The organism is Shewanella carassii (genome assembly GCF_002777975.1).
GTDB classification, from domain to species: domain Bacteria; phylum Pseudomonadota; class Gammaproteobacteria; order Enterobacterales; family Shewanellaceae; genus Shewanella; species Shewanella carassii.
This window is the reverse complement of record NZ_NGVS01000005.1, coordinates 106,543-124,696: the sequence shown is the minus strand read 5'-3', so window position 1 is coordinate 124,696 and position 18,154 is coordinate 106,543. Positions and strand designations below refer to the sequence as shown.

Annotated in this window: 19 protein-coding genes and 1 tRNA gene; 6 read left to right on the top strand and 14 right to left on the bottom strand. The window is 53.6% G+C overall.

Annotated elements, in window-relative coordinates; all coding sequences use genetic code 11:
* From CBE72_RS02825 to CBE72_RS02815, 3 genes are all read right to left on the bottom strand, one after another.
* Positions 1–888 carry a universal stress protein gene (locus CBE72_RS02825; RefSeq protein WP_100142219.1) on the bottom strand — a complete coding sequence of 296 codons (888 nt, stop codon included), beginning with the start codon at positions 886–888 and terminating at the stop codon, positions 1–3.
* 262 nt (positions 889–1,150) lie between these two features.
* A complete protein-coding gene (locus CBE72_RS02820) occupies positions 1,151–1,570 on the bottom strand; it encodes a VOC family protein (RefSeq protein ID WP_039033140.1) in 420 nt (139 codons plus the stop codon).
* A 50-nt stretch (positions 1,571–1,620) separates the two neighbouring features.
* Positions 1,621–2,223, bottom strand: coding sequence for an NADPH-dependent FMN reductase (locus CBE72_RS02815; protein ID WP_100142218.1), 603 nt, complete (start codon positions 2,221–2,223; stop codon positions 1,621–1,623).
* A gap of 139 nt (positions 2,224–2,362) precedes the next feature.
* Between CBE72_RS02815 and CBE72_RS02810 the strand changes: the two genes are divergently transcribed.
* Together CBE72_RS02810 and CBE72_RS02805 are read left to right on the top strand one after the other, a co-directional pair.
* Positions 2,363–3,001: a helix-turn-helix transcriptional regulator gene (locus tag CBE72_RS02810; RefSeq protein WP_100142217.1), complete on the top strand. Its 639-nt coding sequence runs from the start codon at positions 2,363–2,365 to the stop codon at positions 2,999–3,001.
* The gene (locus CBE72_RS02805) at positions 2,991–3,704 is read left to right on the top strand and encodes a 16S rRNA pseudouridine(516) synthase (protein WP_100142216.1); all 714 of its coding nucleotides are present in this window, start codon (positions 2,991–2,993) and stop codon (positions 3,702–3,704) included. Before CBE72_RS02810 ends, CBE72_RS02805 begins: the two co-directional genes overlap by 11 nt.
* Positions 3,705–3,719: 15 nt before the next feature.
* Here the strand turns inward: CBE72_RS02805 and CBE72_RS02800 are convergent, their stop codons facing one another.
* Both CBE72_RS02800 and CBE72_RS02795 read right to left on the bottom strand, forming a co-directional pair.
* Positions 3,720–4,802, bottom strand: a complete 1,083-nt coding sequence (locus CBE72_RS02800) for a methyl-accepting chemotaxis protein (protein WP_100142215.1) — start codon at positions 4,800–4,802, stop codon at positions 3,720–3,722.
* A gap of 146 nt (positions 4,803–4,948) precedes the next feature.
* Positions 4,949–6,484 (bottom strand): MFS transporter, encoded by a 1,536-nt coding sequence (locus CBE72_RS02795; RefSeq protein ID WP_100142214.1) that lies wholly within the window; start codon positions 6,482–6,484, stop codon positions 4,949–4,951.
* Between the two features lie 336 nt (positions 6,485–6,820).
* Here CBE72_RS02795 and CBE72_RS02785 point away from each other — a divergent pair, with 336 nt between their 5' ends.
* Positions 6,821–7,078: a putative hemolysin gene (locus tag CBE72_RS02785; protein WP_206191784.1), complete on the top strand. Its 258-nt coding sequence runs from the start codon at positions 6,821–6,823 to the stop codon at positions 7,076–7,078.
* A 24-nt stretch (positions 7,079–7,102) separates the two neighbouring features.
* Here CBE72_RS02785 and CBE72_RS20615 read toward each other — a convergent pair whose 3' ends face one another.
* The 3 genes from CBE72_RS20615 to trpS form a co-directional block, all read right to left on the bottom strand.
* Positions 7,103–7,192 (bottom strand): hypothetical protein, encoded by a 90-nt coding sequence (locus tag CBE72_RS20615; RefSeq protein ID WP_373289275.1) that lies wholly within the window; start codon positions 7,190–7,192, stop codon positions 7,103–7,105.
* Positions 7,153–7,497, bottom strand: coding sequence for a hypothetical protein (locus tag CBE72_RS20385; protein WP_229672010.1), 345 nt, complete (start codon positions 7,495–7,497; stop codon positions 7,153–7,155). The genes CBE72_RS20615 and CBE72_RS20385 overlap by 40 nt, the downstream gene beginning before the upstream one ends.
* Before the next feature lie 141 nt (positions 7,498–7,638).
* Positions 7,639–8,640, bottom strand: a complete 1,002-nt coding sequence (gene trpS, locus CBE72_RS02770; RefSeq protein ID WP_100142209.1) for a tryptophan--tRNA ligase — start codon at positions 8,638–8,640, stop codon at positions 7,639–7,641.
* Between the two features lie 335 nt (positions 8,641–8,975).
* On the opposite strand from trpS, the gene CBE72_RS02765 reads away from it, so the two are divergent.
* Positions 8,976–9,575 carry a HupE/UreJ family protein gene (locus CBE72_RS02765; RefSeq protein WP_100142208.1) on the top strand — a complete coding sequence of 200 codons (600 nt, stop codon included), beginning with the start codon at positions 8,976–8,978 and terminating at the stop codon, positions 9,573–9,575.
* 74 nt (positions 9,576–9,649) lie between these two features.
* On the opposite strand, the gene CBE72_RS02760 is transcribed toward CBE72_RS02765, so the two are convergent.
* The 4 genes from CBE72_RS02760 to CBE72_RS02745 all read right to left on the bottom strand — a co-directional run bounded on the left by CBE72_RS02760 (position 9,650) and on the right by CBE72_RS02745 (position 12,626).
* Positions 9,650–9,726 (bottom strand) — tRNA-Pro (locus tag CBE72_RS02760).
* Between the two features lie 112 nt (positions 9,727–9,838).
* Complete coding sequence (locus tag CBE72_RS02755; protein WP_100142207.1) at positions 9,839–10,288, bottom strand: SufE family protein; 450 nt, start codon at positions 10,286–10,288, stop codon at positions 9,839–9,841.
* A 3-nt stretch (positions 10,289–10,291) separates the two neighbouring features.
* On the bottom strand, positions 10,292–11,506 hold the full coding sequence (locus tag CBE72_RS02750) for an aminotransferase class V-fold PLP-dependent enzyme (protein ID WP_100142206.1): 1,215 nt from the start codon (positions 11,504–11,506) through the stop codon (positions 10,292–10,294).
* 79 nt (positions 11,507–11,585) lie between these two features.
* Positions 11,586–12,626, bottom strand: coding sequence for an NADP(H)-dependent aldo-keto reductase (locus tag CBE72_RS02745; RefSeq protein ID WP_100142205.1), 1,041 nt, complete (start codon positions 12,624–12,626; stop codon positions 11,586–11,588).
* Between the two features lie 240 nt (positions 12,627–12,866).
* Here CBE72_RS02745 and CBE72_RS02740 point away from each other — a divergent pair, with 240 nt between their 5' ends.
* The gene (locus tag CBE72_RS02740) at positions 12,867–13,244 is read left to right on the top strand and encodes a hypothetical protein (RefSeq protein ID WP_100142204.1); all 378 of its coding nucleotides are present in this window, start codon (positions 12,867–12,869) and stop codon (positions 13,242–13,244) included.
* Between the two features lie 130 nt (positions 13,245–13,374).
* Here CBE72_RS02740 and CBE72_RS02735 read toward each other — a convergent pair whose 3' ends face one another.
* Positions 13,375–14,352 (bottom strand): bifunctional helix-turn-helix transcriptional regulator/GNAT family N-acetyltransferase, encoded by a 978-nt coding sequence (locus CBE72_RS02735; RefSeq protein WP_100142203.1) that lies wholly within the window; start codon positions 14,350–14,352, stop codon positions 13,375–13,377.
* 238 nt (positions 14,353–14,590) lie between these two features.
* A complete protein-coding gene (yjjX, locus tag CBE72_RS02730) occupies positions 14,591–15,127 on the bottom strand; it encodes an inosine/xanthosine triphosphatase (protein WP_100142202.1) in 537 nt (178 codons plus the stop codon).
* A 233-nt stretch (positions 15,128–15,360) separates the two neighbouring features.
* Here yjjX and CBE72_RS02725 point away from each other — a divergent pair, with 233 nt between their 5' ends.
* Positions 15,361–17,922 (top strand): acylase, encoded by a 2,562-nt coding sequence (locus CBE72_RS02725; RefSeq protein ID WP_100142201.1) that lies wholly within the window; start codon positions 15,361–15,363, stop codon positions 17,920–17,922.
* The last annotated feature ends 232 nt before the right edge of the window (positions 17,923–18,154 follow it).

Below are 18,154 nucleotides of genomic sequence, written 5' to 3'. Positions count from 1 at the left end.
TCAATGCAGTAGCGGGCAACTGGGCTTTAGGGCCAGCACATCACACTCGAGTTGATTGAGCATCTGCTCCGAGGCGTGGCCCTTGAGTTCACTCAACAGTCCTCTGTGCTCTGCTGCGCCCATGATGACTATGTTGCTGTGCCATTTATGGGCCGCTTCAGGCACTACATGATCCGGCAGGCCGCAGGACAGATGTAACTGTTCCTCACTCAATGCCAGCAATTTGGCTGCCTGTTGCAGTTTTTGCCATTGATTTTCTTGTTGCGAGCGACAACCCGGCAACTGTTCGTCGAAGGCCATGCTGATGTCTGCCTGTTGATAGCAGTTGAGCAGATGCAATTTCTGTTGCAGTAAATCGGCAAATTCATTGGCTTGTTGCAACAGCCTGTGATTGAAATGGGCATGGTCTTCCGTGTCTTCATCCAGCTCAAGTGCTGCCAACATAGACCCCTGTTGCTCCCAGGGCATGTCGCTGACAAACATCACCGGCAGGGGAACTCGTTGCAGCAGTTGCCAATCATAGGTATGGCCCAATTCACACTGCAGGGCAGAATAGCTGTGGTGCTCGACCAGCAACAAATCGTAATGTGTTTGATTGAGTTCAGTCAGAATTGCCGTTGGCAAGTCTCGGGCCTGGCAGTGCTTTAAACAGATATCCAGTTCCCGCGAAGGATAAAATGGACGTTTTTCTCTCTGTTGTGAGACCGAGGGGGTGGAATGGATTTTCTGTTGTAACCATTGACCAATGCCTTGATATTTTGGTGTTTTAACCCTGAGTAGTGTGAGGTCGGCATGGCTGGCATTGGCCAGTTGCACCGCCTTTCTCAGGGCCTGTTTCCCTCTGTTACTGTCGTCTGAAACGGCCAGTAGGCGTGTAAATACACTCATGACGTTATCCTCGAAGCCAGCCTATTGTTGGCTTCGTATAAGTCTAGTCATACAGCGCCGCGCCATCAGATCCTTTTGCTCTTGAAACCCGCGTCAATAGCGGCTTTGGGTCTTTATGCCGGTCTATTTTGAATTCGGTCTTACGGCAAGGTGCCGTCACCCTGGGCTGGTTATACAGTCTGTTTGCCAAGAAGTGAATCAAGGCGGCTCCCCACCCAGTGAGCGAAGGCGAGGGAGCCTGTAAGGCTATTTATGACTGCCCTTAGCTAGGGCGATTGCGCTGTTTTGGCAGATCGCTCAGATACTGGACAAACTCCACTTCAAACCCGGCCGGGTCGATAAAGTACACATTGCGGCGCCAGGGCTCGTCGGCACCGTCTTTATCTATGCTATAGCCTGCGTCCTGCAGGCGCTTGATCACCCCGTCAATGTCTGCTGTGACAAAGGCGAAGTGGGCCAGCCCGGGTTGATGACCGCTCAAGTCGCGGTTATTGCCCTCACCGTTATCGCTGAAAGCCAGGTATTGATAGTCATCACCGAAGTGGAGCCATTTTCGTGGCTTGCCATACCAGCTTCCTTCTCCTTGGCAGCGGATCTGCCAGTGAGGAAAGGCGGCGCGGTAAAAATCCAGGGTCTTGGGGAGGTCTGCGACCACCAGGTTCAGATGTTCCAGTTGTATCATTTGCGTTCTCCTTGGTATTTGCCCTTTTTCCTTCTTATCTGGGCCTTTGTTTACATGCCGTAGCAATATTCCTGTTGTTTGGGAAAGGGGGCGTCCCTGTGGGCAAAACGTATCTGTGCCAGTGCTGCTGCATACTGGGCCAACATATGCAGGCTGTAGCCGATCCTTTCTCTTAATCTGGCATCGCGGATGCTGTCGCATTCGGGGTTGAGCATTTTCTCGACATCGCGGACGATCAAATGATCCGGCACCGCCACCAGTTTGTTGTTTTTCATGGCGTTCATTCTCAATTCACTGATGGGATAGGCGCCGCTTATGCCTGAGACAACTGCAACCAGCAGCACAGGCTTATGGGCCGTATGTTGGCTGTCACACATCAGCAGAAAGTTCTTCAGCAAAGGTGTCGCCATGCCGCCCCATTCCGGAGTGATAAGCACCAGAGCATCGGCTGCTGTCACCTTGGCTTCTATCCGTTGCCAGTCGGCGCCTTTGTTTTGTTGTTCACCATCCCAGAAGGGAAGATTGCAACCACAGAGCTCCAGATGCTCCGCCTCTTCGAGTTGCTTGGTCTTTATTTCCCGGGTGATGAATTCTGCGACCTTGGCACTCTGGGATTGGAAACGTTGGCTGGCGCTGACGACTAGGTATTTCATTTTAAGTAAACCTTTTTGTTTATTTATTGTTTTATAAGGTATGTGCTTTACTTAATAATGTAAAGATAAAATAAACAAAAAAGTTTATTTAATCTGGATGCGGCGTCCTGATCCGGGCATAATCAGCGCTGGAGGTGCCATGAAGACCACAGACAAGATAGTCGACATTCTCAAGTTGAACGGAGCCCAGACGGCTCAGAGCCTGGCCGCAGAGCTGGGGCTGACCAGTATGGGGGTGCGTCAACATCTGCAAGCCCTGGAAGCCGAGGGGCTGGTGCGGACTGAAGACAGGGCCGAAGGCCGCGGCAGACCTGCGCGTTATTGGACGCTGACCGAGCAGAGTCGCTCGCTGTTTGCCGACCGTCACGATGAGCTGAGCCTGCAGCTGATAACTTCAGTGCGTCAGGTCTTTGGTGACGAGGGCTTGGATAAACTCATCAGTCACAGGGAGCAGCAGAGCCTCGAGAGCTATTCGAGCCAGATGGCCGCTGCCGCTTCCCTGGCCGACAAGCTGGAAAGCCTGGCCGAGATCCGAAGCCGTGAAGGCTATATGGCGCAGATTGAAGCGGACAGTACCGGCTTTTGGCTGCTGGAAAACCATTGCCCCATTTGCGCAGCGGCCACGAGTTGCCAGAACTTTTGTCGCTCTGAGCTGGCGTTGTTCCGGCAGTTGCTGGGGCCAGAAGTGGAGATCAGTCGCCGCGAACACATTCTGGATGGCTCACGTCGCTGTGCTTATCGGATTGAAGCTAAAGGTACTTTAAACGATGCGCAGTAAGAGAGGACGGCTGGATAGGTTTCTCGCCGGGCAGTTGAATATTCCCCGTAAACAGGCCAGGCAATTGCTTGCCGATGGCCGGGTTTGGCTCGATGACGAGCAGGTGTTTGCCGCAGACAGACTTATCCATGAGTTCAGTCATATTCGTCTCGATGAGCAATGGCTGCAGCGGCAAAACCCTGTCTACTGGATGCTGAACAAGCCTGCCGGAGTAGTGAGCGCCACCCAAGATCCCGAGCATAAAACCGTGCTCGACTGCCTGCCCCCGGCGGCATTGGTGCCAGGGCTGCATATCGCCGGCCGCCTGGATAAGCAGAGTACCGGACTGGTGCTGCTCAGTAATGATAGCCGCTGGACCCAGGCGTTGACCCTGCCTTCATCGAGTAAAGCCAAGCGTTATCGGGTGCGTCTGGCCAATCCGCTGGATGACACTTATATTGAGGCTTTCAGGCGCGGATTCTTCTTTGAGTTTGAAAACGTCATCACAGCGCCGGCCGAACTGAGAATTTTGGCAAGCCATGAGGCCGAGGTGATACTCACTGAGGGCAAATATCACCAGATAAAACGCATGTTCGGCCGCTTTCGTAACCCTGTGCTGGCGCTGCATCGCAGCCAGATAGGCCAGATAGTGCTGGATGACTCTCTGGCCGAGGGCGAAGCCAGAGAGTTGACCCGGGATGAGGTGGAGTCAGTCACTTACTGACGATTTTACTGACGGCTACTGAACTGAGGCGATGAGCATGTCTATCGCCTGCACCACCTGCATACTGGCATCTTCCATCCGCTGCAGCGCCATCACCTGCTCTGTGGTGTCGCCGGCTGCGGCGTGTTCCAGCGCCAGGCGGCCACTCTCGTGCACCAATGCATGTGGCGCTTCCAACTCGCGGAAACCCGGGAGTGAGCTATAGAGGCTGGCGCCTTGTCCTTCGTAGTACCACTTACCCAAACGGCAGTCATGGTGGCTGTTTACCGGCTGATCAAAACACTGGTTTTGCAGCAGTTCATAGATATGTTGTTTCCATACCGCATGATCCAGCTTGGTGGTGTTGAGGAAAGACACAGTCGCGGCATGGCTGATCACCTGCTGCATCTGCGCCGATTGCGCCAATACCTGAGTGACCACTGTGTCTATCTGCACCGCCGAGCTGGCCACTTCATCGGCGCAGCCTTGGTTGTCATCTGTCAGGGTTCGTATGCTTTCTGACTGAGTGATGATCTGTTGCACCAACTGCTCTATCTGTTGGCTGGCGTCACTGGCCTTGGCCGCCAACTGCCGGACTTCATCGGCCACCACGGCAAAGCCGCGACCAGCCTCTCCGGCGCGGGCGGCTTCGATGGCGGCATTGAGCGCCAACAGGTTGGTCTGTGCCGAAATGCCCTGAATGGCACTGACAAACTGGCTGATGCTTTGGGTACTGGTATCCAGTTGTGCCACAGTGCCCAGGCTATGCTGTGACTGTGAACTGAGCAGGTGGGCTCGCTCTCCCAGCCTGGTCACGGCGCTGCGGGTTTGTTCGAACAGGGCGTTGAGTTGCTCCAGTTTGCTTTGCTCCTCAAGCAGACGTCCGGCGTCTTCGGCCATGGCTTCGCGTACCGATTGCAACATGAGCCCGCCCTGGTTCTGGCAGGCCAACATGGCGGCGAAGTCGCGGTTTTGTGCCAGAGCCTGATCCCTTTCCTGTTTGAGTTGCGTCAGTTGCGACTGTAATTGTGCCTGTGTCGTTCGCTGCTGTTGGTTCTGCTCTTCGAGTTGCTGTTTTAATGAAGCTATTTGCCGGTGAAGATGATGATTGAAAAACATAAAACTTCCTTCTGATACAAATAGTTACATGCATTTTTTGTTTTTTTGATTATAGGGTCTTGCTGATTTCCTGAAGGGGATCGAGTTCTCATTTGCTGGCAATAATTGGCGGATAAAAAAACGCCACCCTGAGGTGGCGTTTCCAATTAGGCCTGGGCCTGCTGCATTCTCAGCAGCCACTTACCGTAGATATAGATGCCGACGGCGGAAATGGTGCCTATGGCACCTATGATGTACCAGGCCATGCCTATGTTGTGGCTCTGGTAGAGGATCTCGGTCAGCTCGCGGCCACTTTGGCCGGTGAATTCAACCAGTTTATGAAAGGCTTCCCCCTGCGGAATGGCAGCTACATCCTTCTGTGACATGCCCTTATCCAGTAGCATCTCACGGGAGAAGATCTCTTTGGAGGCAAAGATCTCATAGAGTTTGGGGCCGAAATAGCCTTCCAGGCCCCAGCCTATGCCCTGTGGCAACATCACAAAGCCGAGGTACATGGCCTTCTTGCCTTCGGGGGCGATATTGCCCATAAACTCGTTCTTCTTCGGGCTTATCATCATTTCGCCGAGAGAGAACATGGCGATAGCCAACACGATAAACCAGGCCGCATGGGTGGCACCGATCAACACAAAGGCAAATATAGACAGCAGACAGCCGGCCAGCATGGCGCTGGTGATACGGTACTTGGCGGTCAGAGCGGCTATCAGGAAGCAGCTGGTCATAATCAGACCCGCGTTGAGGTTGAGCATGCCTTCCGGCATGACCTTGGTACCTTCGTTATTCAGTCCGAGCCAGAACTGCAGTACGCCGTTGCTGGTGCCTTCCGGGCCAAACAGGCTGGTGACAATCACACTGGTATCGACCCATTCGGCAATATGAATCGGCAGCACGTCAAACAGGGAGTTGAACAGGAACCAGAAGCCGGAAAACACCAGCATATAGTAGATGACTACCGGCTTTTTCAGTTCGCTCCAGGCGTCTTTCCAAAGCATCTCCTGCTTGAGTTCGCCGGACTTGATCTTACGTTGCCGTTCCAGACGTTGCTCTTTACCCGGTTCCTTGTAAGTCAGCAGGAACAGGAAGTTGAGCGAGATAATGGCGGCGCAGGCGTAGAACACATTGTCCCAGGACAGCTGCCGCATATGCACTGCCACCAAGGGACCAAGGAAGCCACCGATATTCACCACCTGATAGAAGATACCCCAGGCCATGGAGGTGTTGTTACGGTTGGTGGACAGCACCAGCGTTCCCTGGATGCCAGGCTTGAAGATGCCTGTACCGGCCGCCAGCAGCATGGCGCCGAACAAAAAGCCCCAGAAGCTGGGGAAGAAGGCCATACAGAGGTAGCCACAGATCTTGATGATGGTCGAGGCAAAGATAGTCTCTTTATAGCCGACCCTATCTGAGATCCCGCCGGTAAATACCGGCACAAAGGTCTGCAGCAAGGCCCAGGCTGAGATAATGATACCGTAATCGCTGAGGCTGATACCCAGGCCACCTTCGGAGGCCGGCGCCTTGGCATAGAGTCCGGCACTGGCCTTAACACCGTAGTAGGCGATACGTTCAACCAGTTCCATACCGCCGACCAGCCAGAAGATATAGCTTAAACTGGCGATGGAGGCCCACATTCCCAGTTGCTTGACTTCGCGCAGGTCATTGCCTGCACAGGAGTTGGAGTCGCTCATACTCTTCCCTTGTCTGTATTATTATGTTTGTAGGTCTTTTATCAATTGCAGGCTAATGCCTTGTATCAAAAAAGGTGATAACCGCGACACTTTACCCGCTTTACTGTCAAACGCCAAAAAACCAACCCGATCAAATTGGAAAAACCACGATCTGCTTGGCAAAAATTGCGGATCTATCTTAACAATGTTCATCACTTTCGATTTGTTGACTTGGATAAGTGGCTCATTCGCTTGCAGACGCTGCTGTGCCCTTGTAGCTTGGAGAGGGTTCACGCTGGCAGCGGCCAATTTTTGGCCGCTATTGATTGTATTCAAGGAACAGAGTAAGGAGCCAAGATGCGAGTATTAACTGTAATGACTGTGGGCACTCTGCTGTTGTTGGGGGGCTGCTCTGAAGAGGCGGCAAAAACCGAGTCCGAGAGTCTGAAAGATACTGTGGGAAGCCCTAATCCGGCAGCGGTATTTTGTGTCGAATCCGGCGGTAAGCTGGAGCTGGTTCAGGAGCAAAATGGTACTGTAGGCTATTGTCACTTGTCGGATGGCAGCATTGTGGAAGAGTGGACCTATTTTAGGGCCAATCAGCCGCTAAATTGATTGGCCCGATACCTTAAAAGGATGTTAGAAGCGGTAGCTGTAGGCCAAGTTGACAAAGTCGACAAAGTCGAGCCCTAGGGTGGGTTTGCTGAGGCCTGCATTGGAATAATGCAGGTAGGTGATGGCGACTGTCTGTTTGCGCTCACGGCCTCCAGATAAAAGTCCAGCCATTGCCCCCTCGTCAGCGGGTCTCTCAATATGGGTGATATGGCCAGCAGATGATTGACATCATGCTGGTTATTCTCGCCGTATTTCCAAAAGTTGATACTGGCTTCCAGGGGCAGTTCCAAATCTTCACTGATAGGTTTCAGGGTGTCCGGATACAGCTTATAAGCCAGTTTGCTACCCTTGGCCTGGCCTTCTTCATGGATATAGTTGATTGCCACGCTTTGTTCGGCGGCGTTGGCATAGCTGGGCATGATACAGCACTGCAATAAACAGCCTGGCAGTATAGCGCTCGCAGTATCAAGGTTAGTATGAGTGCCAACAGGGGGAATTGTTTCTGTGAGAGGCTCAGCCAAGTGCCGGGCTTATAGACTCTTGGCTGAGTGAACAATCGTTTAGCGAAGCAGATTAAGCCCGATGGCGGCTTTGACATCTTGCAGTACGGCATCACTGATGGCTCTGGCTTCTTCCGTACCTTTTTGCAGTATCGCCAGTAGTTGCCCTTTGTCTGCCAGGGCTTGCCTGCGCCGCTCCCGCATGGGCGCGAGTAATTCCTGCAGGCAGTCGTTGAGTATTCGTTTGCACTTCATGTCCCCGAGGCCGCCTCGGCGATAATGGGCCTTGAGCTCGGCTACCAGCGCCTTGTCCGGATGGAAGGCATCGAGATAACTGAATACCGTATTGCCCTCGACTCTGCCTGGATCTTCCACCCTCAGATGGTTGGGATCCGTATACATGGAAAACACCGCTTGCTTGAGTTCGTCACTGCTCATTCCCAGCTCTATGGTATTGCCAAGGGATTTGGACATCTTGGCCTTGCCGTCGAGCCCTGGGAGGCGGCCAGTGTCACTGAGAATTGCCTGACACTCCTTGAGCACTTCGGCCCCCACCAGATTGTTGAAGCGACGGACGATTTCATTGCTTTGCTCCAGCATGGGCAATTGATCTTCACCCACTGGCACATGAGTGGCGCGAAAGGCAGTAATATCAGCGGTCTGGCTGACGGGGTAGACCAGAAAACCCGCCGGTAGGCTGCGCTCAAAACCTTTTTGCTGGATCTCCGCCTTGACTGTGGGATTGCGCTCAAGCCGGGCAACCGTCACCAAGTTTAAGTAGATACAGGTGAGTTCCGACAGCGCCGGTAGCGCGCTTTGCAGGCAAAAACGTGTCTTGGCCGGATCCAACCCGGCCGCCAGGTAGTCGGCCATGACTTCGAGAATATTGTCGGTCACCTTTGCCGGGTTATGGCCGTTGTCGGTCAAGGCCTGATAGTCGGCGATCATCACGTTCTGATCGAACTCATCTTGAACCTGGACTCTTTGCCTGAGTGAACCGACATAGTGGCCGATATGCAGTTTACCTGTGGGTCTATCGCCTGTGAGTATGATCTGTTTCATCTTGTTCTCCTTGAGATTGCCGGAGCCATAAGACGTACAGATACACAAAGGCCGCCTTATGGCGGCCCGGAAGATATGATTTTACCTATGTTTAATCCTGACGCCGCCGGTTTGGGCTGCGCCACCAAGTCTGTTGCATGAGCAATGAGTCGATTGGGGAATACATAGGATTAATCAAAAATACATTTAAAGACCCAAGGATAGTAAGGCTTGAGTCTGTGTTATGCAAGTCAATTAAAGGTCGGTTTTTTGTCAGGAATTTGTGCCAGGTCAAGCATTTTTTTACCGTAAGGTATAAGGTTAAAGCGTAGTCACTCGGCAAGTGAGAGGTGCTTATGATGCGGTCCTTGTTTGCTGGCAGATCTTGGCTGTTTTTGGGTGTTGGTGCCAGTCTGCTATTGTCGCTGGGGGTTGTGGGACGCTTTCCCGAGCAGGTGATGCAACTCAACCCTTTGATGCTGGTGGCCAGTCTGCTGGTGGCCGTTGGCGTCGGAGTCTGGTCGGCGCAGCTTGGCGGTAAAGCCTTGTGGGTGGTGCCGCTCTCGTTTGTGCTGGTGATGTTGGCCGGTACTTTGACGGCGCAAACCTCGATGGCGCTTATCGTCAGTAAATCCTTTGTTCTCCTGTCCATGTTTGTGCTCGGCATGTTGATTGCCGGCAATATCTGTTTTGCTACCCATGTCGCCGCGGCCATGGTCGCCATGTTGGCATTCGCCCATGGTTACACCCTGGGCAGTGCCAATCTGGGCGTGGCGGACTGGACTCTCAGTGGCTCCAATTTGTTCTTGGGGTATCTAGTGGGGATCGGCGCGACAGTGTTGATCCTCAGCATGGTGGGAGAGGTAACCTGTAAAGTGCTGGCTAAGAAACACCTGCAATACGTGCTCGGCACTTGTCTGTTGCTGGCCGGCTTGATGATGGTTGTAGCAGTGTGACGGGGCAGAAACAACAAGGGCAAGTTCGATGAACCTGCCCTTGAGTCTTTATGCCGCTTGGATAGCGGTTTAATTGGTCGGAGCGACAAGATTCGAACTTGCGACCCCTGCCTCCCGAAGACAGCGCTCTACCGGGCTGAGCTACGCTCCGACTCTGGAGCCAGATGGTAAGTGAAGCTTAACCAGAAAAATGCCAACCAGGCCGCAAAATTATTCTCCGATGTGAGCTGGATAGTGGAAGCGCTGAAAAAATCAGCATGGTATTAGCACTGGCTGAGCTCGATGATTCTGCTTATCAGGGCATAGAGGCCGTTGCTGCGGGATGGGCTCAGTTGCCCCTCCAAACCCAGTTGTTTGAGATAAGCCTTGGGCTCAAATTGCGCCAGGGTTTGGTTGTCGCTGTTATTCACCGCATGCAGCAACAGGGCTATCAGCCCTTTGACGATGCGAGCCTCGCTGTCGGCAATAAACAGATGCTTGCCCTCGATTTGGCAGTGGTAGAGCCAGGCGGCGCTTTCACAGCCGCGTACCCGGGCGGTTTCTGTTTGCAGCTCGGGTGGCAGGGCCGGCAACAGCTTGGCGCCTTGCATCAACTGGCGGTATCTGTCCTGCCAATTATTGGCCGAGGAGACGGCTTCAAATAAGTCGGCCAGCGGCGCCTGGGTTTGCTTGGCAAACTGGATAAAGTCGGCAGCAGTGAGTGTTTCTGTCATGGTTCAGTATCCCAGTAGTTCGGCGCTTGCCTTCAGGGCATCGAGAAAACGTTTGATATCTTGCTCATCAGTGTAGATCCCCACAGAGGCCCGGCAGCAGCCCTTGATACCCATCAGCGACATCAGTGGCATGGCGCAATGATGGCCGCAGCGTACCGCTATGCCTTGTTGATCCAGCAGTATGCCTACATCCTGGTGATGCTCGCCCTTGAGATTAAAGGCCACGGCGCCCAGATTATCCCCGTGAGCGGCGTAAAGTTCGACCCCGGCAATGGCGGATAACCCCTGTTGCAGCTTGTTCAGCAGTTTTTGTTCGGCAAGTGCCAGGGCTTGTCTGTCTTGCTGTTCGAGAAAGGCGACGGCCTCTCCCAGACCTATGACCTCGGCTATCGGCGGGGTGCCGGCCTCGAGGCGGTTGGGCAAGTCGCCAAATGTACTGCCTTGGAAACTGACGGTTTTTATCATCTCACCGCCGGTCAGCAGTGGCTCCAAGGTGTCCAGCAATTCATAGCGGCCCCAGAGTACACCTATGCCGCTGGGGCCATACATCTTGTGGCCGGAAAAAGCATAAAAGTCGCACCCCAGTTGCTGCATGTCCAGCGGCAGATGGGCGACGGCCTGGGCACCGTCCACCACACTGATGGCGCCGGCGGCGCGAATATCCTGACACAAGGCTTGTATGTCATTGACCGTACCCAATACATTGGAGACATGGCTGAGGGCCACCAATTTGGGCTTTTGCTGGAGCAGCAGACTAAAGGCCGCCTTATTGAGGCGCAGATCTTTATCCAGCGGAATGGGTTCCAGCCTGGCACCACTGCGTTTGGCCAGTTGTTGCCAGGGCAGCAGATTGGCGTGATGAGCGCAGCTGTCGACCAGAATGAGGTCATCCTTGCCAAATCGCTCGCCAAGGCCCCAGGCCAGCAGGTTGATGGCTTCGGTGGTGCCGTGGGTGAAGATGATCTCTTCCCGCCGGGTGGCATGGATAAAATGCTGCAAGGCATCACGCACAGCTTCGTAGGCCTGGGTCGCCCGGGCGGAAAGCTGATGGGCCGCTCTGTGCACATTGGCGCAATCTTCACGGTAAAAACGCGCCATCGCTTCCAGCACCCGCCGGGGTTTTTGGCTGGTGGCGGCCGTGTCGAGATAGACCAGGGGATAATCCCCCAACATCTGGGTGAGCGCGGGAAACTGGGCGCGCAACTGTGGAGTGCTCATAGCTGTGGATCTTCAATCAAAAGGGCGCACAGATCTTTATGGATTTGTGCGCCCAATGCAAGGCGAAATATCTCAACCCTTAAGGACAGGGCAGGCGAAAGCGGCTCGACAGCGAGTTGAGTTCACTGAGCAGTTCATCACTCAGCTTAAGCTGCGAGGCGGCAATGTTCTCCTTTAACTGCTCCAGATTGGTGGCGCCTATGATATTGCTGCCCACAAAGGGACGGGAGTTGACGAATGCCAGTGCCATCTGTGCCGGGCTCAGGTGGAATTTTTGGGCCAGCTTGACGTAGGCCTCGGTGGCCTCAAGCGCCAACTCGGTGCCGGTATAGCGGGCGAAGCGCTTGAACAGGGTCAACCTGGCGCCTGCTGGCCATTGGCCATTTAAGTACTTGCCTGTGAGGGTACCGAAGGCCAATGGCGAGTAGGCCAGCAGCGGTAACTCTTCGCGGTGGCTTATTTCACTCATGCCCACTTCAAAGCTGCGATTCAGCAGGTTATAGGGGTTCTGCACGCTGACAATCCGCGGCAGGCCGTGTTTCTCGGCCAGTTGCAGGTATTTCATCAGGCCCCAGGGCGTTTCATTGGAGACCCCGATATAGCGTACCTTGCCAGCGCGGATCACTTCGCTCAAGGCTTCTAGGGTATCCAGGATGGGGGTCATCGACTCCTGTTCCTGCTGCTCATAGAAGAGTTCGCCGAAGAAGTTACAGTTTCTGTGGGGCCAGTGGATTTGATAGAGATCGATACAGTCTACGCCCAGGCGCTGCAGTGAAGCATCCACCGCCAGCTGGATATTGCGCCAGTCCAGTGCCATCTTGCTGCGGATATAGTCACTCTTGCCGCCGGGAGCCGCCACCTTGGTGGCAATCACCAGGTTGTCTCTGTTGCCGCGGACCTTGAGATAGGCGCCAAGAATGCGTTCGGTCTCACCCTGAGTCTCGGGTTTGGGCGGCACCGGATACATCTCGGCAGTGTCGATAAAGTTAATCCCTTCGGCTAGGGCCATATCCAACTGGGCGAAGGCGTCGGCCTGGCTGTTTTGCTCGCCCCAGGTCATGGTGCCGAGGCACAGTTTGCTCACTTCCAGAGTGGAGTGGGGGATACGTCTGTATTCCATTGAAAGCTCCCGATAATTTCCTTATCTGCAAGCTAACAAGTGACAGAGGTTGATTGTCAATAAATAAAACCGTTTTCGTGTCACTTTTGTTGTTTTTCAGTTTGTTGAGCGGGAAGTGAAGGAATGGGAAGTATGGACTGTTCTCAACCAGTCTTTTTTAAAGTTTTTCTAGAAATTTCTAGAAATCTAGTTTTCGAGGGTGTAGTTTATATTATGTCCTGATGAATATTGGAGATTACTATGCCTAGCTATCATGTCGACGAAAAAGTAGCATCAAGGATTGAGTTGTTAGTTAAAAAACAACCTTTTGAAAATATTACATTTAATGAAGCACTTATTCGCTTGTTGGAACTGATCCCATCTGAAGGGGCAAATGCTGACAAAATTCTAGAAAGCTTATTGGAGTCATTACCTGATAAGTCGAAGGTTAAATCCTCTCCTAGACCATCAGAGTGGATTAAGGAAGTCCCCGAATTAAATATGAGAGGTAGATTCTCCACATGGAAATCTATCTGTGATTTCCTAGATATTGATGTAGGAACCGATTCTGCAAGGCGGAAGTTACAGGCTTGGGTTGCTCGTAATAAACCCAACTGGCCCAAGGTGCCGGAGGTATAAAACTCTGCAAATGGCCGTAGTAATCACAGCGGCATTGCATCTATTGTGTTGGTGCGCTTTTTAAGCGTGGGCCGTAGCTGCCACCAGAGCCTCCTGTGGCAGCGGCTTGCTTGGTTAGAGGCTTGCTCAGCTAGAGTGTCAGCAACATGGGGATTTCGCAGGCGCTGTGGCCGGTATTGCCAAGGTGCTTGGGCAAAACGGTAAAGCCCAGGCTGACGTAGAGGCCGAGCGCTTGTGGCAACAGTTTGGTGGTTTCCAGATAACAGGCCTTATATCCCTGCTCGCGGGCAAAGCTGAGACATTGCAGTGCCAAACGGCGGGAGAGCCCCAGGCCTCGCAGTGCGGGCATAAAGTACATCTTCTGCAACTCACATACGCCCTCTTCGCCGGGCAAGGGGGCTATGCCGGCACCGCCGAGCAGTTGCTGCTGTTTTTCAATTACCCAATATTGGCTGCCTGGCTGACCATATTGGCGACTCAGGTGATCCAGGGTCGGGTCGGCAACACTGTAACCCTTATCGGGTGTCAGGCCATATTCGGCCGATACTGCACGTATCACGGCGGCTAGCTCGGCATCGTCTGCCGCCTGTAGTGGCCTGATCACCACCCCTTGTTGACTCTTGGCCTTGGTAATCGCCTTGTTGTAGCTGCGCAGACTGGTTTCCAGTTGGGTCACCTCGCTCGGTGCTAACTGGGCAAGAATGTCAGCAAATTGGTTATCCTGCTGAGTATCCAATTGTTGCAACATCTTATGCCCGGTCGGAGTCAGGCTGACCTGCAGACAACGATTGTCTCTGGGATTGGCCTTGGTTTGGGCCAGTTGTTTGTTAACCAGATGACTGACGGCACGGCTGGCATTGGATTTATCGATATTGAGCAGGCTACTCAGTTCTTTAATGCTGAGATCTTGCTGTCCCAGCTCCAGCAGTGTGTGTGCCTGCACCGGGGTCAGCGGCAGCTGTCCGCAGGCGCCGGACAACATGCCCAGCTGCCGGACCAAGTGACGTGACAGGTGTCTGAGCACAGGGCTGACTTGGGCCAGTTCATCCAGAGGCGATTCTTGCTGATTGTCTGTCTCAGTAACATGGGGCTTGATGTTGAGGGACATCTAAGGGATAACCTCGCAAATAGATAAATTGGTTGCGACAAGCAACTAATGCTGAATTCAACTTAGCTCAGTCTGTATCTATTTGCAACAGCTTGTTTCATGGCGAGGTTGGGTAATGGCCGGGCATCTTTACAGGCAATAGGAAGAATTGCGTGGAAGCCGGTCAATGTAAACACCACTGCGATTAATCGCGTTGTTCATTGGTAACAGCGCCTATTAATAACAGCGGTGACTGGTATTAGTAAAGCTCCGGGTAACGCAGTGGCGCCGATGCGAGCAGCAAGGCCGAGTGATAAATACTCTCGCGAGTAGCATGCCCTTGGGTCAAGAGCCCTATGGCGCCACCTGCCTGTTTGACATTGACGGTATTGAACAGCGAATCCATCACATCCCCCAGTTCTTCACCGGCCTTGAGCGCGGCATAAACTTTGGGCGGCAGGGGCAGGTGAGCACTGCGGCCGACGCAGAGGCGTTCTTTGGTGGCGATGACCACATAGGCAAAGGTGGCCGGCCCCTGGGGGAAATTATCCACCCCACCTTCCATTGCCAAATAGTAATCGGCATCAGCATGTGCCTTACACCATTCCACCCTGTTGATGGCTCCCTGGCGGGTATCGGAATCTGTCATGGGTTGCTCCGCCACACCGGATGGTGCCTTCATGGCTTGGCAGTGGATCTCGGCGTCGGGATGTAGGGCGCGGACCGCATTCTCGGCGGCTTTGAGTTTTACCGGGTTGGTAGAACCCACCACTATCTGTAATTGATTTTGTTTCATATTTGTTTGCTTGATGAGTCTTAAATGTGGACGGCTATTTGAATCATTGTTTAAATGGTCGGAGGTGCGACCTTGAATTGGGCGTCATTGTGACGCGCCGTAAATCACAACGCAAGGTGCACCGAGGGACACGACATAGGCGCCACGACAGACCCGTATGGCTTTTGGGGAGTTGTATTGTTCAAGGGGCTGGGCCTTGTCGGATAAATGGCATTAAAAAAGAGATAATTATAATGAAATTCAACAAACTCATGTACGCCATGGGGCTGGCAGGCACCCTGGCACTCGTTGGCTGTTCGGATGACGATAATGATCAGAACCCGCCTCCGGTCGACAACACACTGCAGGCATTTGCACCGGACGGCAAGCTCTCGGTCAGTGTTCGGCGCACCAGTTTCGGTGTACCTCATATTCAAGCCGACAATTTGGAAAGCCTGGGATTCGGTAACGGCTATGTGCAGGCGCAGGACAATCTGTGCATCCTGGCCGACGGTTTTGTTAAGGCCAACTCAGAGCGTTCCATGTATTTCGGCCCCCATGCCAGCCTGGACTTCACCACAGGGATCCCGGCCCGGGAAGACAATGGCAACCTGATCTCCGACTTTGCCTACAAGGCGCTCAAGGTCAGAGCTCAGGCCGAGGCCAAATGGCCTGAATTCAGCGAAAACTCCCGGGCTCTGATCAGCGGGTTTGTCGCCGGCTACAACCGGTATTTGAGCGATGTGGCCGAAGGCAAGCAACAGGCTGAGCCCTTCTGTGCCGGGCAGCCCTGGGTCAAGCCTATTGAAGCTGAAGATGTGGTGACCTACCTGTTTTCAATTGCCCTGTTACCGGGGGCGGCCAACTTCCTGGATCTGATCTTTTACGCCAATCCGGGTGATGGTGATGAATATTTGCCACGAATAGTCGGCCCGGCTCCGGCCTCTGCCGCCCAGACCGCTTTTGTCAATGACATTAACAGCAAGCTGATTGCCAGAGCCGCTAATATTTCAACCCCGGAGACCAACCCGGGTGAACTGGGCTCCAACGGCTGGGGCCTTGGCAAAGACAAGACGGAAAACGGCAAGGGCATGGTGCTTGGGAACCCGCACTTTCCGCATACAGGTAACCTGAGGTTTTGGCAGTCCCATGCCACCATTCCCGGACACCTGGATGTGATGGGTGGCTCTCTGGTCGGCATGCCGGGCCCAATCAATATTGGTTTCAACAAAGATCTCGCCTGGACCCATACCTTCTCCACCGCCGAACATTTTGTGGTCTATAACCTGGAGCTGGTTTCCGGCGACCGAATGCAGTATCTGTTTGATGGTGAGCCTATGCCTATCAGCAAGGAAACCGTGCAGGTGCTGGTCAATGCCGGTCCGGCGGGTATGCTGGTAGCCGAAAAAGATATCTATACCACTCCCAAGGGACCTATAGTCGAAGCGCCTGCCACCCAGGCACCTTTTGGCTGGGATGATGGCCAGGCCTTTATGTTGCAGGATGCCAACATGGCGACCATGGATCCCGTGGATCACTGGCTGGCGATGAACATGGCCGCCAACAAACAGGAGTTTGTGCAGGCATTTAAAGACTATGACGGCATGATCTTCAATAACACCATGTATGCCGACAGGGAAGGCAACGCCTTCTATATCGATGACTCTACCGTGCCGGGATTATCCGAGGCGGCTGTGGTATTGCTGAAAACTTCCCCTGAGATCAAGGCGGCCAAGGCGCAGGCGGGCTTTACCATATTGCCGGGCAATACCTCACTGTTCGCCTTCGATGGCTCCACGCCTTTCGAGCGGGCGCCCAAGTTGGAACGCACAGACTTTGTGCAAAACTCCAATAACTCCTTCTGGTCTACCAACCCGGCCGAGCCGCTGGAGTATTTCTCCCCCATGTATGGCCCGGAGCGTGGCCAACTGAGCATGAGAACCCGTATGGGTCTCAAGCTGCTTGGTGATGCCGCCGGTAGTGATGGCAAGTTCAACCTGGATGAACTGGAGGCGGCAGTGCTCAACAACCGCAGCTATCTGGCCGAAATGGTTTTGGATGATCTGATTGCCCAGTGTGAGGCAAAGGGCAGTGAACCTGTAATGGTCGGTACCCTTGCCAAGGATATCAGTGCTGCCTGCGCGGCGCTCAAGGCCTGGAATGGTCATCAGGACAACGACAGTAAAGGCGGCGCTTTGCTTCGGGAATTCGCCCACCTGTTCAATGACAAAACCATGTTGACCCAAGGCTTTGATTATCTACAGCCGGCGACCACTCCCACAGGACTGAGTTCTGACGGTTCGGCGCTCACTGCGCTGGCGCATGCCGCGCTCAACCTGGAAGCGGCCGGTTTTGCCGTTGATGCGCCCCTTGGCAGTGTGCAGTTTGTCGAGCGTTCATTGCCGGATGGCAGCGCCAGTGGTGTGCGTTTGCCCTGGCCCGGCAGTCATCATGCCGAGGGTGGTTTCAACGTATTTTCCACCAAGACCAGTGGTGACGATACGCTGATCCCGCAGCACTCTTACGCTCCGGCAACCGATGTACTGAGCGGCAAAGCGCTGGATTCCGGTCTGAGCGCCAAGGGCTATCAGATTCGTTATGGCTCCAGCTGGATGATGGCGGTGAGCTTTACCGATGAGGGCCCGGAGGCGAGAGGGATACTGACCTACTCAGAGACCAGCAATATTCTGCGTCCCGAGTTTGCCGATCAGACCGCGCTCTACTCCAGTGAGAAACGTTTCCGCCCCTTGCTGTTCAAAGAAGCGGATATTGATGCGGCAACCGTATCCAAGATGGACCTGACGCTCGAGCGTTAAGCACTATTCATTCTGCTTCAATGCCGCTCATCTTGATGAGCGGCATTTTTGTCTGCTGCCAGGCTGTTAATAAAATTACAATTTTGATTGTGATCATTGGCGGATTTTATTCCGGGTTTGCTGTGCTTTGTCTCATTTATCTTTTGAGTGTGTCGGCGGTCACGGCTGCCGGTTTTCTCCTCTGTGCTTGGGCTTTATCGATTGAGATTCAAGGTAGCACCTGTGTTTCCGC

What these genes read in the sequence shown, in the direction of transcription:
- CBE72_RS02810 (WP_100142217.1), top strand. Translation starts at nt 2,363, where the DNA reads ATGAAGACCACAGACAAGATAGTCGACATTCTCAAGTTGAACGGAGCC.
- CBE72_RS02735 (WP_100142203.1), bottom strand. Translation starts at nt 14,352, where the DNA reads ATGTCCCTCAACATCAAGCCCCATGTTACTGAGACAGACAATCAGCAA.
- CBE72_RS02745 (WP_100142205.1), bottom strand. Translation starts at nt 12,626, where the DNA reads ATGGAATACAGACGTATCCCCCACTCCACTCTGGAAGTGAGCAAACTG.
- CBE72_RS02805 (WP_100142216.1), top strand. Translation starts at nt 2,991, where the DNA reads ATGCGCAGTAAGAGAGGACGGCTGGATAGGTTTCTCGCCGGGCAGTTG.
- CBE72_RS02820 (WP_039033140.1), bottom strand. Translation starts at nt 1,570, where the DNA reads ATGATACAACTGGAACATCTGAACCTGGTGGTCGCAGACCTCCCCAAG.
- CBE72_RS20385 (WP_229672010.1), bottom strand. Translation starts at nt 7,497, where the DNA reads ATGCCCAGCTATGCCAACGCCGCCGAACAAAGCGTGGCAATCAACTAT.
- CBE72_RS02795 (WP_100142214.1), bottom strand. Translation starts at nt 6,484, where the DNA reads ATGAGCGACTCCAACTCCTGTGCAGGCAATGACCTGCGCGAAGTCAAG.
- CBE72_RS02815 (WP_100142218.1), bottom strand. Translation starts at nt 2,223, where the DNA reads ATGAAATACCTAGTCGTCAGCGCCAGCCAACGTTTCCAATCCCAGAGT.
- CBE72_RS02785 (WP_206191784.1), top strand. Translation starts at nt 6,821, where the DNA reads ATGCGAGTATTAACTGTAATGACTGTGGGCACTCTGCTGTTGTTGGGG.
- CBE72_RS02755 (WP_100142207.1), bottom strand. Translation starts at nt 10,288, where the DNA reads ATGACAGAAACACTCACTGCTGCCGACTTTATCCAGTTTGCCAAGCAA.
- CBE72_RS02765 (WP_100142208.1), top strand. Translation starts at nt 8,976, where the DNA reads ATGATGCGGTCCTTGTTTGCTGGCAGATCTTGGCTGTTTTTGGGTGTT.
- yjjX (WP_100142202.1), bottom strand. Translation starts at nt 15,127, where the DNA reads ATGAAACAAAATCAATTACAGATAGTGGTGGGTTCTACCAACCCGGTA.
- CBE72_RS02800 (WP_100142215.1), bottom strand. Translation starts at nt 4,802, where the DNA reads ATGTTTTTCAATCATCATCTTCACCGGCAAATAGCTTCATTAAAACAG.
- CBE72_RS02825 (WP_100142219.1), bottom strand. Translation starts at nt 888, where the DNA reads ATGAGTGTATTTACACGCCTACTGGCCGTTTCAGACGACAGTAACAGA.
- trpS (WP_100142209.1), bottom strand. Translation starts at nt 8,640, where the DNA reads ATGAAACAGATCATACTCACAGGCGATAGACCCACAGGTAAACTGCAT.
- CBE72_RS02740 (WP_100142204.1), top strand. Translation starts at nt 12,867, where the DNA reads ATGCCTAGCTATCATGTCGACGAAAAAGTAGCATCAAGGATTGAGTTG.
- CBE72_RS02725 (WP_100142201.1), top strand. Translation starts at nt 15,361, where the DNA reads ATGAAATTCAACAAACTCATGTACGCCATGGGGCTGGCAGGCACCCTG.
- CBE72_RS02750 (WP_100142206.1), bottom strand. Translation starts at nt 11,506, where the DNA reads ATGAGCACTCCACAGTTGCGCGCCCAGTTTCCCGCGCTCACCCAGATG.